At 44.5% G+C, this 21,785-nt stretch carries 20 protein-coding genes and 1 other annotated feature (1 of these 21 running past the window's edge); all 20 genes read right to left on the bottom strand.

All coding sequences use genetic code 11. The features are described from left to right. Positions 1-59: 59 nt before the first annotated feature. The gene (locus tag P22_RS00285; protein ID WP_054258207.1) at positions 60-1,130 is read right to left on the bottom strand and encodes an HD-GYP domain-containing protein; all 1,071 of its coding nucleotides are present in this window, start codon (positions 1,128-1,130) and stop codon (positions 60-62) included. A 133-nt stretch (positions 1,131-1,263) separates the two neighbouring features. Then, positions 1,264-1,743, bottom strand: a complete 480-nt coding sequence (locus P22_RS00280; RefSeq protein ID WP_054258206.1) for a hypothetical protein — start codon at positions 1,741-1,743, stop codon at positions 1,264-1,266. A gap of 250 nt (positions 1,744-1,993) precedes the next feature. Next, positions 1,994-2,728, bottom strand: coding sequence for a YebC/PmpR family DNA-binding transcriptional regulator (locus P22_RS00275; RefSeq protein ID WP_054258205.1), 735 nt, complete (start codon positions 2,726-2,728; stop codon positions 1,994-1,996). Between the two features lie 103 nt (positions 2,729-2,831). Beyond that, positions 2,832-3,521: a sporulation protein YunB gene (yunB, locus tag P22_RS00270; RefSeq protein ID WP_235814502.1), complete on the bottom strand. Its 690-nt coding sequence runs from the start codon at positions 3,519-3,521 to the stop codon at positions 2,832-2,834. A 108-nt stretch (positions 3,522-3,629) separates the two neighbouring features. Continuing rightward, a complete protein-coding gene (gene tyrS, locus P22_RS00265; RefSeq protein ID WP_054258203.1) occupies positions 3,630-4,841 on the bottom strand; it encodes a tyrosine--tRNA ligase in 1,212 nt (403 codons plus the stop codon). Between the two features lie 143 nt (positions 4,842-4,984). After that, a complete protein-coding gene (locus P22_RS00260) occupies positions 4,985-5,680 on the bottom strand; it encodes a L,D-transpeptidase family protein (protein WP_054258202.1) in 696 nt (231 codons plus the stop codon). 91 nt (positions 5,681-5,771) lie between these two features. Continuing rightward, on the bottom strand, positions 5,772-6,503 hold the full coding sequence (locus P22_RS21420) for a 3D domain-containing protein (RefSeq protein ID WP_054258201.1): 732 nt from the start codon (positions 6,501-6,503) through the stop codon (positions 5,772-5,774). 114 nt (positions 6,504-6,617) lie between these two features. Beyond that, positions 6,618-7,841: a Zn-dependent hydrolase gene (locus P22_RS00250; protein WP_054258200.1), complete on the bottom strand. Its 1,224-nt coding sequence runs from the start codon at positions 7,839-7,841 to the stop codon at positions 6,618-6,620. A 155-nt stretch (positions 7,842-7,996) separates the two neighbouring features. After that, entirely contained in the window at positions 7,997-8,377 is a 381-nt protein-coding gene (locus tag P22_RS00245) for a biotin/lipoyl-containing protein (RefSeq protein WP_054258199.1), read from the bottom strand. Positions 8,378-8,434: 57 nt separating this feature from the next. Further along, entirely contained in the window at positions 8,435-8,590 is a 156-nt protein-coding gene (locus tag P22_RS20860; RefSeq protein ID WP_054258198.1) for a hypothetical protein, read from the bottom strand. Between the two features lie 16 nt (positions 8,591-8,606). Continuing rightward, positions 8,607-10,136 (bottom strand): methylmalonyl-CoA decarboxylase subunit alpha, encoded by a 1,530-nt coding sequence (locus P22_RS00235; protein WP_054258197.1) that lies wholly within the window; start codon positions 10,134-10,136, stop codon positions 8,607-8,609. A gap of 38 nt (positions 10,137-10,174) precedes the next feature. Next, positions 10,175-10,582 carry a methylmalonyl-CoA epimerase gene (mce, locus tag P22_RS00230; protein ID WP_054258196.1) on the bottom strand — a complete coding sequence of 136 codons (408 nt, stop codon included), beginning with the start codon at positions 10,580-10,582 and terminating at the stop codon, positions 10,175-10,177. A 20-nt stretch (positions 10,583-10,602) separates the two neighbouring features. Beyond that, positions 10,603-11,541, bottom strand: coding sequence for a methylmalonyl Co-A mutase-associated GTPase MeaB (gene meaB, locus P22_RS00225; protein WP_054258195.1), 939 nt, complete (start codon positions 11,539-11,541; stop codon positions 10,603-10,605). A 12-nt stretch (positions 11,542-11,553) separates the two neighbouring features. Further along, positions 11,554-11,946: a cobalamin B12-binding domain-containing protein gene (locus P22_RS00220; protein WP_054258194.1), complete on the bottom strand. Its 393-nt coding sequence runs from the start codon at positions 11,944-11,946 to the stop codon at positions 11,554-11,556. A 54-nt stretch (positions 11,947-12,000) separates the two neighbouring features. After that, positions 12,001-13,650, bottom strand: coding sequence for an acyl-CoA mutase large subunit family protein (locus P22_RS00215; protein WP_373432659.1), 1,650 nt, complete (start codon positions 13,648-13,650; stop codon positions 12,001-12,003). A gap of 26 nt (positions 13,651-13,676) precedes the next feature. Continuing rightward, a complete protein-coding gene (locus P22_RS00210; protein WP_054258192.1) occupies positions 13,677-15,182 on the bottom strand; it encodes an acetyl-CoA hydrolase/transferase family protein in 1,506 nt (501 codons plus the stop codon). 309 nt (positions 15,183-15,491) lie between these two features. Continuing rightward, positions 15,492-16,115 (bottom strand): redox-sensing transcriptional repressor Rex, encoded by a 624-nt coding sequence (locus tag P22_RS00205; RefSeq protein WP_373432662.1) that lies wholly within the window; start codon positions 16,113-16,115, stop codon positions 15,492-15,494. 175 nt (positions 16,116-16,290) lie between these two features. Continuing rightward, positions 16,291-17,496, bottom strand: a complete 1,206-nt coding sequence (locus tag P22_RS00200; protein ID WP_235814501.1) for an O-antigen ligase family protein — start codon at positions 17,494-17,496, stop codon at positions 16,291-16,293. Positions 17,497-17,606: 110 nt separating this feature from the next. After that, complete coding sequence (locus P22_RS00195) at positions 17,607-18,905, bottom strand: bifunctional folylpolyglutamate synthase/dihydrofolate synthase (protein WP_054258190.1); 1,299 nt, start codon at positions 18,903-18,905, stop codon at positions 17,607-17,609. Positions 18,906-18,921: 16 nt separating this feature from the next. Then, the gene (locus tag P22_RS00190) at positions 18,922-21,573 is read right to left on the bottom strand and encodes a valine--tRNA ligase (RefSeq protein ID WP_054258189.1); all 2,652 of its coding nucleotides are present in this window, start codon (positions 21,571-21,573) and stop codon (positions 18,922-18,924) included. 43 nt (positions 21,574-21,616) lie between these two features. Further along, positions 21,617-21,785 (bottom strand) — a binding site (T-box leader) (it continues 61 nt past the right edge of the window).

Here is a 21,785-nt window from a genome sequence, read left to right as displayed (position 1 = left end):
TATTCAGAGGCGTCAAAAGAACATTATAAAGGCAAAAACGCCGATCAACGGCGTTTTTGCTAATTCTCTTTTTCTAAACTTAATATGCCCAAATCCCTGCGTTTTTCTAAATCAATAAACTCTCCTTCCTCCGTTCTGACAACCGGGCGCGCCGCAGCAACTTGTCCCAGATAAATAACTTCCGCTCTGCGGCCGTCACTAAGTTGAACGATACCGCCCAGAAAATAATCACGAACATTATTCAAAAACAGGGTACAAATACTGGGATCAAGTTTATTGAACATTTCCTGTACCAGCATCTCTGCCACGGAGAAGGGGCTCGTTTTATTGACATAGACGCGGTCGGAGGTCATCGCGTCATAAATATCCGCTACGGCAATGATTCTGGCGTAAGGATGGATTTTATCCCCCTTGATTTGTAAAGGATAGCCGCTGCCGTCCATCCGTTCATGATGCTGCAAAACAGCATAAGAAACACCTATCGGTATCTCCCGCATCTCTTTAATCAGGTTATATCCCAAAGTACTGTGCGTACGCATAACCGTCATTTCTTCCGCCGATAATTTACCCGGTTTATTTAATATTGCCAACGGAATTTGCGCTTTCCCGATATCATGCAGTAAGCCGGCTAAAATCAATTCTTTAACCTCAGTGTAACCATATCCCAGCCATTGTCCCAAAACGCCGGATATTACCGCCACATTAACCGAATGATGAAAGGTATAATCCTGCTTACGCGGAGTCATCAGCAGGGAATTCACAACGCCAACCGTAGTAACCATCGATTCAACAATCTGGTCTGCCAAAACTTGAAATTGCTGTACCGGAACCTCCTTAAAGTAGCGCAGATTTTGAAACATATCTTTTATCCCGCCAACGGCCTTGTCATATTGTCCAAAAAAATGCTTACGCTGTAAATTGATGGGATCTTCTTGTCTGACGGCAACCGCCGCTTCTTTTATGACGACTGAGTTAACACCCCAATATTTTAAACGTTCAATAGCACTAAAATTTAAAATAACCCCCTCGGTTAAAGCAATTTTCCCATTTTCCATCAATACCGTCTCGCCGATTTCCATTCCCGGAACAACATCATGAATATTATAGCGTTTTTTTGTGTATTGAGACATAAGAAAACCACCCTTATATTAAAGTAACCCTATTAATAGCTATTGTATAGCATAACTTCTACGATTCTCAACATTTCCCTTCCTAAATACCAATAAAGGTGGTTTTTCTGTCAAAGAATGCTAACAGAATCCATTAATTTTTCCAATGGCATCGACGTGATTTTTCCAGCAACTGTTGTAAATATTGAATGATTTTTAATTGTACTTCTTCCAACAATTCAATACTTTGATTTAATAAAATAATTTGTGGATTGGCTTTAATTTTTACGTCTTCCATAGCCAACTCCAAGTGAAGAATGGCTTCCTCCAGTTCTTCCGCTGCCGCCAGCACTTTATTATCCATCAATTTTTCCAACAAAACATAATGATATACCTGAACCACGTCCATGGCCTCACCAAACCCTGCACCAGTAATATGATGTTGTGTCGAAGCATGATAGTGCAGAACAAATTCATGGAATTCCGCATTATTCGCTACATGGGGATCTACAAATAGAATATATATCAACTGATAAATCTGATTCATATAATTCGTTTCAACTTGCATTAACTGTAACACATCATGTAACTGTTTGCCCTGGCAAGATGTAAGGAGAAAATTCTCCAACTCCACTACTTGCCACCCCCTGTATATGATCATTATATTGTATTCAGTTTCAAAGATTATGTTTACTGCCTGTGGCAATATTCCTTTTCAGCCTGTAGCCGCTTATCTGTTTAAATAGCAAGTTCCCCAAAATACCCCTTTACAGAGTTGCAATACAAAAAAAGCACAGGCCGGCACTATGCTCAGTGCTCCCGTGCTTTTGCTGAATCATTATATAAACAAATTTTAACCAATCTGTAACTGCATTAAAATATGCTTATTCCATATCTTCCGGAAGATCAAAATTCCCGTATACTTCCTGAACATCATCATGCTCCTCCAGTGTCTCCACTAATTTAATGAGTCTTTCCGCATCCTCTCCCTGTAAGGAAACCGAAGTATCCGGAATCATCCGTATTTGTGCCATTACGGTGGAAAGATTCTGCTCCTCCAGGGCTTGCTGGACTTTCTCAAAATCTTCCGGTTCAGTAACAATCTCAACTGTATCGTCTTCGGCTCTAAAATCTTCCGCGCCGGCTTCCAGGGCAATGGTCATTAACGTATCTTCATCAATGGCCGAATTTTCAATAACAAAAAGTCCCTTTTTCTTAAACATCCAGGCTACACAGCCGGCTTCACCTAAATTACCGCCATTCTTTGAAAAAATATGCCGGATATCAGCAGCCGTACGGTTACGATTATCAGTCATGACTTCCAGCATAATGGCTACGCCCCCCGGGCCATAGCCTTCATAAACCAGTTCCTCATAATTGCTGCCATCTAAAGCTCCCACACCTTTTTGGATGGCACGCTGGATATTTTCCTTCGGTATATTATTTTCCCTTGCTTTTTGCAAAGCCAGTTTCAACCTCATATTGCCAGTAGGATCGGCTCCGCCCATCCGGGCGGCAACTGTGATTTCCCGGCTGATTTTGGTGGTAATTTTCCCACGTATGGCATCCATTTTTCCTTTTTTATGCTTTATATTGGCCCATTTCGAGTGTCCTGACATAACTGAAAATTCTCCCCTTCATACAATATAAATCAGGGATTATTTTAACACAAGTATGATATTTTGGCAAAGCCCCGGCAAAAATAAACCAAAAATCTCAATATTATTCATGTCCGTAAGATGTATTGCCACCTAAATCATTCAACAACGGCAGGGGAAATTGAACATATGTTCCAGGCACTTCTCCCACAACCACATATTCGGAAATGGGTACTTGCGTCATGACGTCGACACTCTTACTAACCAGCGGCACAACAATTTTTACTTGTGTTGTCGTCAAAAGATAAATCATATGGCGTGTCTGATTAATCCCGGCCTGTTCAAATTTATCTATAACTTTCACTTGTACCGTACCGATCGGAATCACGGTGACTGTAATATTGGGCCCCATACTGGCTAATAACTGACTGCCAAATATTTGTCCGATAGGTATGCCGATTTCTTCTTTAGAAATCTCTTGTAATGAGCGTTGAACTTTCATGGTAGTATCGGCGGCCAACCGGTTAAACTCAATTGTATTAGGCTGAATCAAAACTACGCGCCCTCTGTCATCCACCTTAATCGTCACCAGAGCCTGTGGATCAATATCACGATTACTGATGCTTTCACCAATGACCCGGTTAATTGCTTCGGTGGCAATCTGTGTTGCTTTTGCCTCGGCAATAGCCAGCAAAGTAGGCTTAAGATGTTCTTCTATTGTCCAAAAACAATAGACAACCAGCAGACAGACAAGAAGAATGCCAACTACCCAGAAAGGCCTTCTTGCCCTTCGCCGAACAGAAAACCTCATCATTCTCTCTCCCTACTGAAATAGAATAGCTAGGTTTAATTAGTATATGGTCTTGGCAGCCATTTCGTTACATCCGCATAAAAAACCGCGCCATCTGGCGCGGTTCTCTTCTCAGCCGATTTTCAGTTTGGCAAACCGTCTTTTCCCATTTTGAATGATCATGTCGTTAGTAATATCAATATGCTGGTCGGGGTTAAGTATTTTTTCACCATTTATTTTTACTGCCCCGGCCACAATGGCACGCTTTGCTTCACTATTGCTGGCGGCCAAACCAAGTGTAACCATCAGCTTAGGCAACCAAACCACTTCAGTGTCCGGCAGAACATATTCAGGAATATCTGAAGGCAAATCCCGTTGTTGAAAGACCCGGATAAATTCATTTTGCGCTGCATCGGCAGCTTCCGCACCATGATACAGACGAACTAAAATATGCGCCAGACGCATTTTGAGATCGCGTGGATGAAGAGTATTGTTCTCAAAGCCCTGACGAATGGATTCCAATTCATCCAAATCAACATCGGTTACCAATTCATAATACCGCAGCATAAGTGAGTCAGGAACGGACATGGCTTTACCGTAAATCTCATTTGGCGATTCATTAATGCCAATATAATTACCAAGGCTCTTACTCATTTTATTGACCCCGTCCAGGCCTTCCAGTATAGGCATCATGGCTGCTACCTGCGGCTCCTGCCCGTACTCTTCCTGTAACTGCCTGCCCATAAGGAGGTTAAACTTCTGATCAGTACCGCCGAATTCTACATCAGCATGAAGAGCCACTGAATCATAACCCTGCATTAAAGGGTAAAAAAATTCGTGAATGCTGATAGGCCTTCCTTCTTTAAAGCGCTTGCTAAAATCGTCCCTCTCCAGCATACGGGCTACGGTGGTTTTGGCGGCCAATTTTAAAACATCGGCAAAATGTAAAGTCGCTAACCAGGAACTGTTAAAAACGACCTCTGTTTTTTCTTTATCTAAAATGCGAAAAATCTGTTCCTGATATGTCCGCGCATTAATCATTACCTCTTCTTCGGTCAATGGTTTCCGCATTTCTGACTTGCCTGAAGGATCACCAATTCGTCCGGTAAAATCCCCTATAATAATTATTATGTGATGACCGAGGTCTTGAAACTGTCTAAGTTTACGCAAAACGACTGTATGCCCCAAATGAATATCCGGTGCAGTGGGGTCTAGCCCCAATTTTATCTTTAAAGGCACACCGGTTTTTATTGATCGTTTTAGCTTTTCGATTAATAAAGGTTCCGGCAATATTTCGGCGACGCCACGTTTAATAATTCGAAGCTGCTGCTCAACAGGCAACATATTTTCTACCCCCATAAGCACTAATTATGCAGCATCCACTGCAATAAATGTCGTGATTCAGCCGCCATTATAACATACCCGGCTGGAAATTGCAAATTTTACCTGCCCTTTACTACCCGTTTCTGCTTATACTATAACGATAATCAGATGGTTAACCGCTCCAGCATAGGTTTATCTACTACCCCTGTTGCTTCCAATCCGTGTTCAAGTTGATACGCTTTCACAGCCTCTTCGGTCTTTAGCCCAAAGATACCGTCTGCCCGTTCCGTGTAGTAGCCCAATTCCTTTAGCTTCATTTGCAAAACAACTACATCAGCACCAGCCATTTGATGCTTCAGGGTACGCGTTACTTTAATCTTCCGTCCTTCAATTCGTACCGGCGTTCCGATAGGCACCCATTCGAACAGTTCCTCCACATCTTTATTTCGCATACGAATACAGCCGTGACTGGCAAATTGTCCTAAAGTCCAAGGCTTATTTGTCCCGTGAATTCCGTAAATTCCCCATGGTACATTCAGTCCCATCCAGCGGGTTCCAAAACCAGTTCCCCAGTTGTAATCCTTCCAGACAACCGTCCATTCACCAATGGGAGTAGGCGTCTTGCTTTTGCCGACAGCTATCCGGTATTTTTTGTGAAGCTGTCCGTCAGAGTATACTTCCAACACCCGTTCGTTTATTTTTATCACTATATTAACTTTCCCCGCCGGTGCATCCTTTACCTGGTCATCGATTGCAGCCAGCTCTTTCTCGTCCATATATTCAAAACTTGCGATACCAAAGAAAATACTGATAAAAACAACCATAGCTACTCCATAAATCAGATTTACTCTTTTCAACATATCACCCGTACCCCTTATGCAATTCTATTCTCTCAAAAATATATGTATTTGCCAAAAAAGATAGTATAAAAAAAACTAACCGGAAATCCGGTTAGTCCAGTATATACACTTTTCTGTTTTGAATGCCATAATCCAACGCTTCCTGCCGGTCGTTGAAAGCTAAATCAATCCGGTTTCCTTTTATTGCGCTTCCCTGATCCTCGGCAATCGCTTCGCCATACCCTTCGACCCACAATTTACTGCCCATGGGAATTACCCTGGGATCAACTGCCGCCACTCCTTTATGCACAGTTCCCCCCATATAGGTTTTGGTATCCCACTTCCCGTTATCCAGAGCACCGGGAGCATAAGCCGTAGCTGTCATCTCTAAAACCTTCTGATATTGCTCAGGTGCTCCGGTCAAAGCGTCATTATCCCTGACTGCCAAAGGCTGTAATAAGCCGCTTTGCGTCAGTAGTCTGGAGATGAGGGTAACTTCCTGTTGATAAGGTTCCAGCCTTTTTTCAACATGCTGTACCACTTGCTCTTGTAATGCATTCTGCCAGGCTTGGGCATTACTTCCACCGATAAGTCCATTTTCAGCGGCCAGCTTGCTTGCCCGTTCAACAAGAGCCTTTTTCACCAAAGCTTGCGCGTCCTGCTTCTTGTCTTGCTGCAATAACTGCTGAATCGCCAGTAAAGTTTGTAAATCTGAATTGTTGCTGTTTGCTATAATAGCTTCGTAGATCTGATTATTTAGCGAACTTGCATAAACCCGAGGAATAGCCGGAGAAAGTATGGTGATGAACGCCGCTAAGAAGAAAGTAGCTATCAGTCTGTTCATTGCATTCTCCTTTCAATTAGGCTCTATAATCATTCTACTATAAAGTTAACATAATTCAAGAAATAATATTTGCCAATAAAAAATCCCGGCATATAACCGGGACTGCAATATCGTCTATTTTGCTAACTGATAAAGCGTTTCGGTCAAAACCTCTAGACCGGAAGCTATATCGGCTTCAGCCACAGCTTCATCGGGATTATGACTAATACCGCCCCTGCAGGGTATCAAAATAAGTCCGCTGGGAATGATATGGGCCATATTCATGGCATCATGCCCTGCTCCACTGTATAATCGCTGGTGTGATATCTCTTTTTTTTGGCAAATACTCTCTACAATATTGGAGATTTCTTCGTTCATGCTGACCGGTTTTTCTGACGAGATGACTTCCATGGCTACCGGAGTATCCTGGGCTTCGGCAATGGCACTGATTGCATCCTTAATTTCCTGAAGTACCTCGACAATACTCTCATGTTCAATTCCGCGAATATCAACCCATAATTCCACCAAACCCGGGATTACGTTAATAACACCTGGCCGGACACGTAAATCTCCAACTGTGGCGACCGTACCATAATGAGACTGCGCTAAAGCAATTTCCTGAATAGAAAGAACGATCATCGACGCACTGACCAGAGCATCCTGCCGCTCATCCATCGGCGTAGTGCCGGAATGAGCAGCCAACCCTTCCACGGTTATTTTACATCTGGTGGGAGCGGCAATCGAATCTACAATTCCAATACTCATCTTATTATGCTCCAGTATACGTCCCTGCTCAATATGTAACTCAACAAACGCTTTCATATCACTTGAAGGGCGAACTGCTGCTTTGACATTCTCCATTTTCAAGCCAAAATCGGCTATGGCATCACGCAGGCTTACTCCTTCTTTAGTTTTAGCTCTTGACCAGGTATGCGTCGTAAGCAGGCCGGTCATAGCCTTGCTGCCAAACGTTGCCACTCCAAAACGGCTGGATTCTTCAGCAGCAAACACCACTACTTCCAGAGAATGACTCAACCCGCCCCGCTGCTTCAAGCGCTGAACTGCCGCCAATGCGGAAACTACCCCAAGTACACCGTCAAATTTGCCGCCTTCAGGTACCGTATCTATATGAGATCCCGTCATCACAACAGGAGTCTGACATTTTCGTCCTTCTAAATGTCCAATTATATTTCCTGCCGCATCGACTCGCACATTTAATCCTATTGTATTCATAATCTCCATGACGAAATCTCGCGCCTGTTTGTCGGCTTCGCTAAAAGCTAAGCGGGTAATCCCCATTTTTTCTTTGCCAAACTGAGCAATTTGCTCAATCATCCCGACCACCCATGCACTATCCATATCTACCGCCTCCGCTTAGCCATATCAAACTTTCTGACCAACATATAAGCTTTCTACTGACAGTATACCCGAACCCGGTTGAAATTTCCACTTTTTTAACAAAATCCCCAAAATTAAAAACACGTGCAAAGTTTCCTCTGCACGTGTTTTTGCCACTAGCCGATTACGGCCATGATTTCGCCGATTTTTACTCCCTGGCCCGCCGCCACATTGATGGATTTAATAGTGCCATCAGCGGGAGCGGAAATTTCATTTTGCATTTTCATAGCTTCCAAAATCAGAACAACGTCGCCTTTTTTCACTTTTTGTCCGGCCTGTGCCACAATTTTAACTACTTTACCAGGCATAGGAGCAGATACTGCCGTATCCCCGGCACCTACCTGCGCCGGTGCAGGAGCCGCTACCGGCGCTGCCGGTGCCGAAGCTGCTGCCGGTTTTGCTGCCGGTTTTGCCGCCGGCGCAGGAGCTGCTGCTTTTACTTCTTCAACTTCTACCTCATAAGCGGTACCATTAACTTTGATGTTAAATTTTTTCATTCGAAATTCCTCCATATTCATATCATTATAATAAGAATTTTTGTGGATAGTTTAAAATTAATGAGAATTCATCAATTTTTGACGTCCTGCAGCTGCCCAGACAGCACTGGTTGTAATTTTGATCGCTAAATTCCCGGTCCCCATCATAGCGGTTACAGCTGCAGCGATTGCAGCAACTACTTCTGGTTTTACGTCCTTCGCATCTACTTTCATTGCTTTCACCTGCCCCTTATAGCGGTATATTGCCATGCTTTTTCGCCGGACGTGCTTCTCGTTTGCTTGCCAGCATATTTAATGCGGTAATGATACGCGGTCTGGTTTCTTTCGGTTCGATAACAATATCAACAAAACCACGTTCCGCCGCTTTGTACGGCGTGGCGAATTCTTCTACATATTTAGCCGTTTTTTCAGCCACATCGGGATCTTTACGGAAGATAATATTGGCAGCGCCAGCCGGTCCCATAACGGCAATCTCAGCAGTCGGCCAGGCCAGAACCTGATCCGCACCAAGATCCTGCGAGCACATAGCCAGATAAGATCCGCCGTAAGCTTTACGGGTAATCACGGTAATCTTAGGAACAGTGGCTTCGCAATAAGCATATAACATTTTTGCACCATGACGGATAATGCCGCCAAATTCCTGATCAGTTCCCGGCAAGAACCCCGGTACGTCGACAAGATTAACCAGTGGAATATTGAAAGCATCACAAAAACGGATAAAACGGGAAGATTTATCGGATGCATTTACATCCAGGCAGCCTGCCATAACAGCCGGCTGATTGGCAATAATCCCCACACTTTTACCGTCAAAACGGGCAAAACAGGTAATGATATTTCGCGCATAATGTTCGCAGACTTCATAGAATTCACCATTATCGACAATTGATTTGATTACATCCTTCATGTCGTAAGGCATGTTCGGATTATCCGGCAACAACGTATTTAACTCATCCTCCATACGGTTCGGATCATCACTGGTTTCCACCACAGGCGGCTCTTCCAGATTATTGCTGGGCAAAAAGCTTAATAAATAACGGATTTGTTCAATGCAGTCATCTTCATTTTCTGCAGCAAAGTGAGCCACCCCGGAAGTACTGTTATGCGTCATAGCACCGCCAAGTTGTTCAGCCGTAACTTCTTCCGCCGTTACCGATTTAATAACCGCCGGACCAGTAATAAACATCTGGCTGGTATTTTTAACCATATAAATAAAGTCAGTTAAAGCAGGCGAATATACTGCACCGCCGGCACAAGGTCCCATAATGACCGAAATTTGTGGAATAACACCGGAAGCCAGGGTATTTTTGAAAAATATTTTTCCATAGCCGGACAAGGCATCTACCGCTTCCTGAATACGTGCACCGCCGGAATCATTGATTCCAATAACCGGCGCTCCCATCTTGAGTGCCAAATCCAGTACTTTACAAATCTTCGCGGCGTGCATTTCGCCAAGCGAACCACCCTCAACTGTAAAATCCTGAGCAAAGGCATAAACTAAACGCCCATTAACCGTACCATAGCCGGTAACGACACCTTCGCCCGGAAGCTCTTTCTTATCCATGCCGAAATTCACGCAGCGATGCGCAACAAACTGATCCAGTTCAACGAAGGTATCCGGATCAAAAAACTTATTAATCCGTTCACGAGCGGTATATTTACCGGAAGCATGTTGCTTTTCGATACGCTTTGCGCCACCGCCAAGCTTTACTTTTTCCTGTTTAGACCATAGGTCCTGAATTTTTTCCTGGACTGTTGACATCTTATACCTCCTATCAGATCCTAATTACCAATAAATCACTATTTGCGTTCGGAAAGTTCAAGCAAAATACCGCCTGTTGCTTTCGGATGAACAAAAGCAATGCTGGCACCGCCTGCACCATAACGAGGCTTTTCGTCAATCAGACGAACACCTTTTTCTTTCAAATCTGCCAAAGCAGCTTCAATATTATCGACACGGAGGGCAACATGCTGAATCCCCTCACCATTCTTTTCAATAAATTTTGCAATCGGTCCGTCAGGAGCCGTTGATTCCAACAATTCCAATTCACTGTCACCGGTAGGAATAAAACATACTTTTACTTTTTGCTGCTCAACTACTTCCTCGCCCATAGGTTTCATTCCCAAAACATCAGTATAAAATTTCTTGGCCTGTTCCAAATCCTTAACAGCTATACCAATATGGTCTACTTTTAGCACATTAAACATGCTTATATCCTCCTTCTTGCTTAACGCAATATGCTTTTTAAGATACCGTCTACCACGGTATACGGGTCTTGTTCCCGCTGCTCCACTGTTTTAATCAGACGATCAAATTCGCCGGATTCAGCCATTTTCTTAATGATATAACGGCCAATTTGCTCATCCAGCATAGACAACATTTCATTTTTGATTCGTTTACTGTGCCGAACCTCCCGTTCCCCCGTCTGTTTTGACCAGACAGAATGTTTTTCAATAGTCTCCAGAAGTTCGGACACGCCTTGATTTTGCGATGCAATAACCCGGTTGATCGGGGGACGCCAATCAACCTTGTACTGATTTAAATCCAGCATCATTTCCAATTCTACCTGCAGCCGGTCTACTCCTTCACGGTCGGCTTTGTTAATGGCAAAAATGTCACCAATCTCTAATATTCCGGCTTTGATAGCCTGTATATCGTCGCCCAGGCCAGGCACCAGCACAACCAGAGTGGTATCGGCAGCTTTAGCAATATCCACCTCCGACTGCCCCACCCCAACTGTCTCTACAATGACAATATCCTTGCCTGCCGCGTCCATAATCTTTACCACTTCACCGGTTTTATGGGACAGTCCGCCTAAACTTCCCCGCGTCCCCATGCTACGGATAAACACGCCTTCATCCATCGTTAATTCATTCATCCGGATGCGGTCACCTAAAATAGCGCCACCGGAAAAAGGACTGGTAGGGTCAATTGCAATAATCCCGACCGTCTTGCCACGGCGGCGATACTCGCGGGCCAGTTTATCGGTCAAAGTACTCTTTCCAGCGCCCGGAGGCCCGGTAATGCCAATGACATAGGCATTACCGGTATGAGGATATAAATCCCTCATAATCTGAATGGCATTTTCATACTCATTTTCAACAGAGGTAATGGCACGCGAAAGTGCCAGCCGCGAACCCGCCAATAACTCTTTTACAATATCCACCGGGTTCACGACCTAATTCAATTCGCTGTTAATAAAATCAACGATATTCTTGGTAGCCGTTCCCGGGGTAAATACTTCGGCTATTCCGGCCTCCTTAAGTGCCGGAATATCGGCGTCCGGTATAACACCGCCGCCAAGAACCAATACATCATCCATACCTTTTTCCCGGAGCAGGCTAACCACTTTCGGGAAAAGATGGGTATGCGCACCCGATAACAAGCTTAATGCCACTACGTTTACATCTTCTTGCAAAGCAGCTTCCGCTATTTGCTCCGGAGTTTGCCGCAGGCCAGTATATATTACTTCAAAACCTGCATCTCTTAATGCCCGTGCTACCACTTTTGCACCCCGATCATGCCCGTCAAGGCCCGGTTTTGCCACCAATACTCTTACACGTTTTTCCATATCTATCTCCCTCTCATTATTCTCTTAAGACCGTTCGTTCCGCCTGTCCGTTTCCTACAGGCTTACATGAGCTTCATATTCGCCAAATACCTTACGCATTACATTGCAGATTTCACCAAGAGTTGCATATGCCCTGACTGCGTCCAAAATAACCGGCATCAAATTAACATCGCTGTCTTGGCAAGCTTTTTCCAATGCAGCCAGTTTAGCCTCAACCGCTTTATTGTCCCGGCTGTTTCTCAATTTAGCCAATTTGGCTTTTTGTCCTTCACCTACGGAAGGATCAACCCGCAGTAAGCCCTCAACCGGTTTTTCCTCAATCTGGAAGTGGTTGACACCGACAACAATACGTTGTTTGGTTTCCACTTCCATTTGATATTTATAAGCACTGTCCTGAATTTCTTTTTGGATATATCCCTTTTCAATAGCAACCGGAGCGCCGCCCATATCGTCAATTTTTTGAATGTAATCCAGGGCTTCTTCCTCAAGCTTATTAGTAAGTGCCTCAATATAGTAAGAACCGGCAAGCGGATCAATCGTATCGGCAATACCGCTTTCATAAGCAACGATCTGCTGCGTTCTTAAGGCAATACGTACAGAATCTTCCGTCGGCAAGGCCAAAGCTTCATCTTTGGAATTCGTATGCAGGGACTGCGTGCCGCCTAAAACTGCGGCAACAGTTTGCAGGGCTACACGGACAATGTTATTTTCCGGTTGTTGGGCAGTCAGCATCGAGCCGGCTGTCTGCGTATGGAAGCGAAGCATCCAGGATTTCGGTTTTTCCGCTTTGAAACGGTCTTTCATGATCCGGGCCCAAATACGGCGGGATGCGCGGAATTTAGCTACCTCTTCCAGAACGTTATTATGGGCATTCCAGAAGAAAGAAAGTCGTCCGGCAAAATCATCAACATTTAAGCCGGCCTTAATAGCAGCCTCAACATAAGCAATGCCGTCGGCAATAGTAAAGGCAATTTCCTGTGCTGCAGTGGAACCGGCTTCACGAATATGATAGCCGGAAATAGAAATCGTATTCCAATGCGGTACATTTTTCGAGCAATACTCAAAGATATTGGTAATCAAACGCATAGAAGGTTTTGGCGGGAAAATATAGGTGCCACGTGCAGCATATTCCTTAAGAATATCATTTTGAATCGTTCCCTTTAACTTATCAGGAGTAACACCTTGTTTTTCAGCCACGGCAATATACATCGCCAACAGTACGGAAGCAGGTGCATTAATAGTCATCGAAGTGGATACCTTATCCAAAGGGATGCCGTCAAACAGAATTTCCATATCGGCAAGCGAATCAATGGCAACGCCAACTTTACCAACCTCGCCTTCCGAGATGGCATCGTCGGAATCATAACCAATCTGAGTCGGCAGGTCAAACGCCACCGAAAGACCGGTCTGTCCGGCATCTAAAAGAAATTTATAACGTTTATTCGATTCTTCCGCTGTTGCAAAGCCGGCATACTGACGCATGGTCCAGAAACGGCCGCGGTACATAGTAGGCTGTACACCGCGGGTAAAAGGATACTCACCCGGAAATCCAAGCTGGCTTTCGTAATCAAAATTTTCTACATCCAGTGGAGTGTACAATCTCTCAGGTTCCAGGTTTTTGCGTTCCGGGAATTTAGCCAACGCTTTCTCTACTTTTGCATCATAGGCTGCTCTTTTTGCTTTTAACTGTTCATTGTTACTCACTATTATGTCCCCCTCTTAAAAAATCCTTATTTTTTCATACTGCCGGTTTGCATGAACCTAACATGCCAGGAAAGAGCTTCGTCCAGCAAATGTGGTGTATGAGCAAATCTAGTGGCTTTTTCCGCTCTATCCAGATACTCTTGTAACATCGGCTGGTAGTCGGGATGAGCGCATTTGTCGATGATGACCCTGGCTCTTTCTCTCGGGCTTAAGCCGCGGACATCTGCCAGACCGCGTTCCGTGATAAATACATCGACATCGTGTTCGGTATGATCAATATGCGAACACATTGGAACAACAGACGATATAAGACCCCCTTTGGCTACAGAAGTTGAAAAGAACAACGTCAGATAAGCATTGCGCGCAAAATCACCAGAACCGCCAATACCATTCATCATTTTACTGCCCATGATATGAGTGGAATTTACATGTCCGTAAATATCAAACTCAATCGCCGTATTCATGGCAATAATACCAATACGGCGGGCAACTTCAGGGCTGTTGGCAATTTCTTGCGGCCGCAGCACCATCTTTTGCCGATATGCATCAATATTGGCATATAAACGTTTTTGGCCTTCTGGTGAAGGAGAAAACGAAGTTCCTGACGCAAATTTCAGCTTTCCGGCATCCGCCAGATCCAGCATGCCGTCCTGGATTACTTCGGTATACACTTCCAGATTTTTAAATTCCGAGTCCACAAAACCGCTGATAACAGCATTTGCCACCGATCCTACACCGGATTGCAAAGGGAGCAAGTTTTTAGGCATTCTGCCTGCTTTGATTTCATGCTTGAAAAACTCAATCGCCAATTCCGACATAGCGCGGGAATTCTCATCAATCGGAGCAAAATCACGTACATCATCCCCAATATCACAAGGAACAATGCATTTGATTTTATCTATACCACAAGGTATATAGGTAGTACCAATGCGATCATCCACTTTGACTATAGGAATCGGTTGGCGGTGCGGTGGATCAAGCGGAACATAAACATCATGCATGCCTTCCAGTTCGAGCGGCTGCGTTGTATTAATTTCAACAATAACAAAATCAGCACTTTGTACATAGGAAGCGGTGTTCCCCATAGACGTAGTCGGAATAAGATGCCCCTCCTCCGTAATGGCACATGCCTCAACAATAGCAACGTCGACTTTGCCGCCTAGATATCCATACCGTGACAGTTGAGCAGATTCACTCAAATGAAGATCAAAATAATTGACCTTTCCGCTATTAAGAGACTTGCGCAAGTCCCCGTTGGTTTGATATGGCATTCTGCGGGCAATTCCGTTCACTTCGGCCAAGGCCCCGTCCAGTTCTTTACCTACTGAGGCCCCTGTCCATAAATTGATCTGGAAAGGTTCTTTTGCCATCCGTTTGGCTAGTGCCAGCGGCACTGCTTTCGGATATCCGGCTGGTGTAAATCCGCTTGTTCCGACATTCATATCAGGCTTAATAAAAGCTGCCGCCTCTTCGGCGGTAACGATTCTGTCCAATAGTTTTTTATTGCGTATGCGGTGCTGAATATCAATCATATTCCTTCTCCTTCCATTCCTGTCTAGTATTTTTTTAATTTAGAATACATATACACACAGTATTCATAAAAAAAACACCGAAGTCTATTTTGCACAGACAAAACAAACCTAGGTGTATGCTGCTAGTACATCAATTGTATAGCAAAAAGACCATGATTACTGGCCCCAAGCATAGCGCTTAGGTTACTTGAAGAGATTTATATAATGCCATATATTCCTACTAGTTCTCTGTCAGCAGCCTAACTCCTGCCGAGTATGTGAAATTTTTATTTAATTATAAAAAAAATACAAAATACAAAATTCTTGACATTACTTTGTAATCCGCCGCGATAAATAATAGGAAAGACTGCTTAAGCCAACCGAAAGATCTTCATTTATGATATATACTGAGTTTGGCACAGTAATTTTACGGGGGGCGAAATTCCAAATTCCGCGAATTCCGGAAGCCACCAGTTTATCCGCCACTGCCTGGGCATGTGCTTCGGGAACGGCAATGATACCAATATGTATGTTTTTTTCACGTACAATTTTCTCCATTTCATTCACGTGAAACACCTGTGCGCCATTAATATGCAGTCCGATTTTATCCGGATCCACGTCAAAAATGGCCGCAAAATTAAATCCCAAAGAGGTAAAGTTGCGATAATTGGATAAAGCCCAGCCCAGATGGCCTACGCCGACAATAGCAAAATTCCAGTTATAATGCAGCCCCAGAATGTCTCCGATGTTACGCAATAATTCCCGTACATAATAGCCAACACCTTTTTTACCAAATTGTCCGAATGACGCCAGGTCTTTTCGTATCTGCTCCGGAGTAATCCCCAGACGCTTTCCCAGTTCTTCGGATGAAACAATTTCCACTTCCTCGCGTTGCATCAGCCGAAGCGCCCGGAAATATAACGGTAAACGGTCGATCGTTGCTTTAGAAATCATGATGGATTCCTCTTTCAAAAGGTTCCCCCCCTTAATAAAGATCTATAGGCACTGTTGCCTTTCTTCAACATTTTAATAAAAACATGTTGCTATGAAAAAAGTCTGATACAATTTTATATTATAGTTCACAACAAAGCAATTCACAATAGAAAGGGGTTGGCCTCCGCTTTTCTTGTCAACGTCTTTTCCATTGCCGTTTTTCCAGTTGCCAGGCTACGGTAACAATAGCAAGCAAAAGCCAAAATAGCATAGACATTTGAATATTAAATAAAATATAGTCGGTTATTCCGCCAACGGCCAGGCTGGCTAATGCGGCCAGTATGCCCAGCATCAGCCCGGCCATCCATTTGCTGCCCTGCCTGAGCAGTTTAAACGTCAATAGCATATGGCCGCACAGAATCGCTAAAAAAGAAAGCAATCCCGGAATACCGATTTCTGCTGCCAGCCCCAGATACATATTATGAGCATGAAAAATCGTTGTCTCGGCATTATGAATATAAAAATCGTATTGAGGATACGCCAGCCAATAAGCGCCCCAGCCGACGCCAAACCAAGGCTTATCCATAATCATTGCCATGGTGCTCTCCCATAGGGCCATGCGCATGGACGCCGATGTGTCGGTGGGATTAAAAATGGAAAGAACCCGTTCCCAGGCATTATGCTGCCCATAGAGCAACAGTAACGGTATGAGTAACAATAACCAAAAAAATTTACGGCTATACAGCAAACTGAAAATGACAATCACCGCCAGAATGCTTACCCACGCCCCACGGGAATAGGTAAAAAGCAGGCAGGCTGCCAGCATCAAAAGCAGTCCGTACAGCAAAACCCTATGCCGTATCTTTTGCACTCCGCAGGATAATCCGGCAATAATAGCCGACATAATGACCAAAAATCCTGCCAACAAATTAGGATTATGCAAGGTAGAAAAAACACGGATTTTAATTTCAGGAAACTGATGGTCGTCGACCCATTCCAAAGTGGAAATATCCATCCCCTGCGTATACTGATAAAAACCGTACATTACTACCAGAATAGCAGAAATCATCATTGATTTTACCAGCCGTTTCAACTGCTCCTGTGACTGAATATTGTTGACGATAAGGTAATAGATCAAAACATAGCGACCAAATAGCTGATAATAGTTATACGAACTAAAATCAGTATCCGGGGAATTTGTTATAGATAAACCTGACCAGATGACATAAAATACGATTAAACCATCAAATAAAGTACGTTGACTAAAGATACTCTTTGCCATAATCATTTTCAGCAGCCAGAAGAATCCGCCTGCTGCCAGCAATACGCTGGTAACATTAAGTGACAGCGGCAAAAAAAAGGCAACCGCCATAATGCAGTGCTCAATGATTAAGTCTATCAAATATATTGCCTTACTTGTATTCAGTCTGTTTAACACATCTTCACCTAATTTTATTATCGTTTTTTACTTAATTCACCAAAAAAATATACAAAATATCCAGATAATTATACCTAATTATACCCAAAATGTCTACATAATAAAACTTGACGAACATTTCCTATCAGATACAGCGATCCTGCTGCGCAAACAACTCCGTCTGGTCCGGCAATAGCAGCAGCACGTTCCAAGCCCTGTTCTATCGCTATGGTTGTCTCTACTGCTGCCGCCGTTATTTTCCCGGCAACCGTTTCCGGATCAGCGGCTCTTTCCGATAGAGGAGCTGCAACCACTACCTTATCACAGGGACGAATTAACGCCTGAAGGATTCCCTCTACATCCTTATCACTCAGTATTCCCAACAAAAAAGTAATGCTTTTGTCAGGGAAAAGACTATCTAAATTCTTCCGTAAGGTGATTGCACCAGCGGGATTATGGGCTCCATCGACAATACAGACCGGCTGTCCATTAAAAAACTCCAAACGTCCTGGCCAGACAACCGCTGCCAGCCCCCTGGCTATCGCCCCCTGCTTGATTCTTTTCTCATCCCGTGCCAGAACCTCTGCCGCCATAACAGCAACAGCCGCATTTTTTACTTGATGAATACCGAGCAGGGAAAGGGTGTATTGCGACGCTATCCTAGGCTTTATTTCAATTTCCACCTCTTGCACAAGATCGTGATTTGCTACTGCTTTCCCGCCAAAATCCTTGCCGAAAATCAAAAGTTCTGCCGATTCACTGCGTGCTGTAGCTGCTATTACACGCAAGGCATCGCCGTCGGCAGCTGTAACCACAGGCACACCTGGTTTGATGATACCGGCTTTATGTACGGCTATCTCCGCCACACTTTGGCCACAACGGTTGGTATGATCAAGCGCTACATTGGTGACCACCGCCACCTCCGGCACAATTACATTGGTCGAATCCAATAATCCGCCGAGTCCTACTTCAATAACGGCATATTCTACTTCACTCTCTGCGAACCAATAAAAGGCGGCAGCTGTCAACACTTCAAATTCCGTCGGCTGTTCGTTTCCTTCGGCCAGCATCTTTGCAACAAAATGCCGGGTAATTTCAATAACTGCCGCAAAATCGGATTTGGTAATTTCCAGCCCGTTAATGGTAAAACGTTCCGTATAGGAAGTCAGATGCGGTGATGTGTACAGCCCCGTTCTTATCCCGCTGACTTTTAATATACTTGCCAGCATGGCCGCTGTGGATCCCTTACCGTTTGTACCGGTTACATGCACTGTTTTAAACCGCTGCTGCGGATTTCCCATAAGCTCCAACAAGATTCTGATCCTGGTTAATCCCAGCTGAATGCCGAACTTGTTTAATGCCGCCAGATATGTCAGTGCCTCTTCATAGTTCATACTATTCTTTCCCTTTTTATAGTTTTGCTAAATAAGCCAGGCGTTCCTGAATGGCCAGGCTTTTTTCGCGATACTCCTGCTCCTTGGCCCGTTCTTTTTCAATAACCGCAGCAGGCGCCTTGGATACAAAACCCTCGTTGGCCAGCTTTCCGGCTATACGGTCAAGTTCTTTAGCTAAAGCAGCCAGTTCTTTGTTCAGACGCGTGGTTTCTTTCTCCACATCAATTAATCCTTTTAACGGCAGATAAACTTCCACCCCGTTAACCACGGCCGTCATGGCATTATCGGGTTTGCTGTCGGTCAATGCCTCGATTCTCACCGGGTCTACAGCGGCCAAACTTTGCAGATACTGAACATTATCTATTAAAATCTGTTTCAAGTCGGAACTGGCCGTTTGCAAAATCACTTCACTTTTTCTTCCCGGCGGAACATTGACTTCAGCACGCATATTCCGAATAGCTTTTATGGTTTCCATGATAACCGCCATATAGGTTTCTGCCTGCACATCGATTTGTCCGTGATCTTCCTGCTCCGGCCATTTGGCAGTCATTATGCTGATACCCTTATGCGGCAAATACTGCCAGATACTTTCGGTAATAAATGGCATAAACGGATGCAAAAGCTTCAGCGTATTTTTAAGTACTGACCACAATACATACTGGGCTGTTGCTTTTTCCCCTTCGTTTTCCCTGCTGTATAACCGGGACTTAGCTGTTTCAATATACCAGTCGCAATACTCATTCCATATAAATTCGTAAAGCAGCCGGGCCGCTTCTCCCAATTCAAACTTTTGCAGATTACGGGTAACTTCCCTGCTTACCTGAGCCTGACGGCTGATAATCCATCGATCTGCCAGCGTAAAGCTGGCGGAATCCGGTCGGAAAGCTGCATCAAAATCCGCTAAGTTCATCAATACAAACCGTGATGCATTCCACAATTTATTAGAAAAATTACGGCTTGACTCCACCCGTTCCCAGTAAAAACGCATATCATTGCCAGGCGTATTTCCGGTAACCAGTGTAAAACGCAGGGTGTCCGCACCATATTTTTCAATGACCTCTAAAGGATCTATACCATTTCCCAGTGACTTACTCATCTTCCGCCCCTGGGAATCCCGCACCAGACCATGGATGAATACGTGTTCAAACGGGATATCTTTCTGAAATTCCAGCCCCATCATAATCATCCGGGCTACCCAGAAGAAAATAATGTCATAACCCGTTACCAAAACACTGGTCGGATAGAAGGCGGCCAGTTCTGCTGTTTTTTCCGGCCACCCCATCGTCGAAAATGGCCATAAAGCTGAACTGAACCAGGTATCCAGCACGTCCGGGTCCTGCGTGGGTTTTCCGCCGCATTTCGGACATAATTTGACCTCTTCACGTGCTACAAAGGTTTCGCCGCATTCACAATGCCAGGCCGGAATACGATGCCCCCACCAGATTTGCCGTGAAATGCACCAGTCACGGATATTTTCCAGCCAGTTCAAGTAGATTTTAGTAAAACGTTCCGGAACAAATTTAATCTTCCCCGAATGGACAGCGGCAATAGCCGGCTCAGCCAGCGGCTGCATCCGGACAAACCATTGTTTGGATATTAACGGCTCAACAATCGTTGCACAGCGTTGGCAGTGTCCTACGGCATGTGAATGATCTTCGAGTTTGGTCAAAAACCCTTGACTTTTAAGATCTGCAACCAATTCTTTACGGCATTGATAGCGATCCATGCCTGCATATTTACCGGTGTCTTGAGCCATTGTCCCATCAGGAGTGATTACAACAATCTGTGTTAACTGGTGCCTTAGTCCCATTTCAAAGTCGTTGGGATCATGGGCAGGAGTTACCTTGACTGCTCCCGTACCAAAAGACGGGTCGACATATTCATCGGCAATAACCGGAATACTGCGGCCAACCAGCGGCAATACCAACCTTTTCCCAATCAAATGTTTATATCTGGCATCCTCCGGATGAACCGCAACGGCAGTATCTCCCAGAATGGTTTCCGGGCGGGTGGTCGCTACAACCAGAGACTCGTTTGCATTTCCCTCCACATGGTAACAGATATGATATAAATGCCCCGGCTGTTCCTCATGTTCAACTTCAATATCACTGAGAGCCGTATGACAGCGCGGACACCAGTTCGTAATTCGCTTGCCCTGGTAAATAAGCCCTTTTTCATAAAGGCTTACAAACACTTCCCTGACGGCCTGCGAGCAACCCTCGTCCATAGTGAAGCGCTCGCGCTGCCAGTCACAGGAAGCCCCCAGACTCTTAAGCTGGGTCAGGATGCGGCTGCCAAAACGCTGCTTCCATTCCCACACCTTCTCAATAAATTTCTCGCGTCCTAAGTCATGGCGGGAAATATTGTCCTTAGCCAGCATTTCCTCCACTTTAATCTGTGTTGCAATACCGGCGTGATCGGTACCCGGCATCCATAACGTATTATAGCCCTGCATTCTGCGCCAGCGAACTAAAATATCCTGCAGGGTATTATCCAAGGCATGCCCCATGTGCAACTGACCGGTTACATTCGGAGGTGGTATAACAATACTGAACGGTTCTTTATCTTTTGTTGCTTCCGCGTGAAACAGACCATTCTTCTCCCAAAATTCATACCATTTTTTCTCTACTGACTGAGGATCATATACCGTAGGAATATTTTGCTCCATTCCATAGCCTCCTAGTGGATAAAATAAGAAAGCTCTTTCATCCTGTAAGGACGAAAGAGCCAAGCTTTCGTGGTACCACCTTGCTTTCCAGCCAAATAAAACTATCCGGCGGACTCAATACGGCCTTAACGCGGCCAACGATTGCACCTACTACTATTTTCAGCGCAACAGTTCCGGGATGACCTTGAGCTACACCGCCTGAGAAATCTCAC

The organism is Propionispora sp. 2/2-37, from assembly GCF_001298735.1.
Classification (GTDB): Bacteria; Bacillota; Negativicutes; order Propionisporales; family Propionisporaceae; genus Propionispora.
Note: the sequence above shows the minus strand (reverse complement) of the source record. Positions and strands in the feature narration are given on the sequence as shown.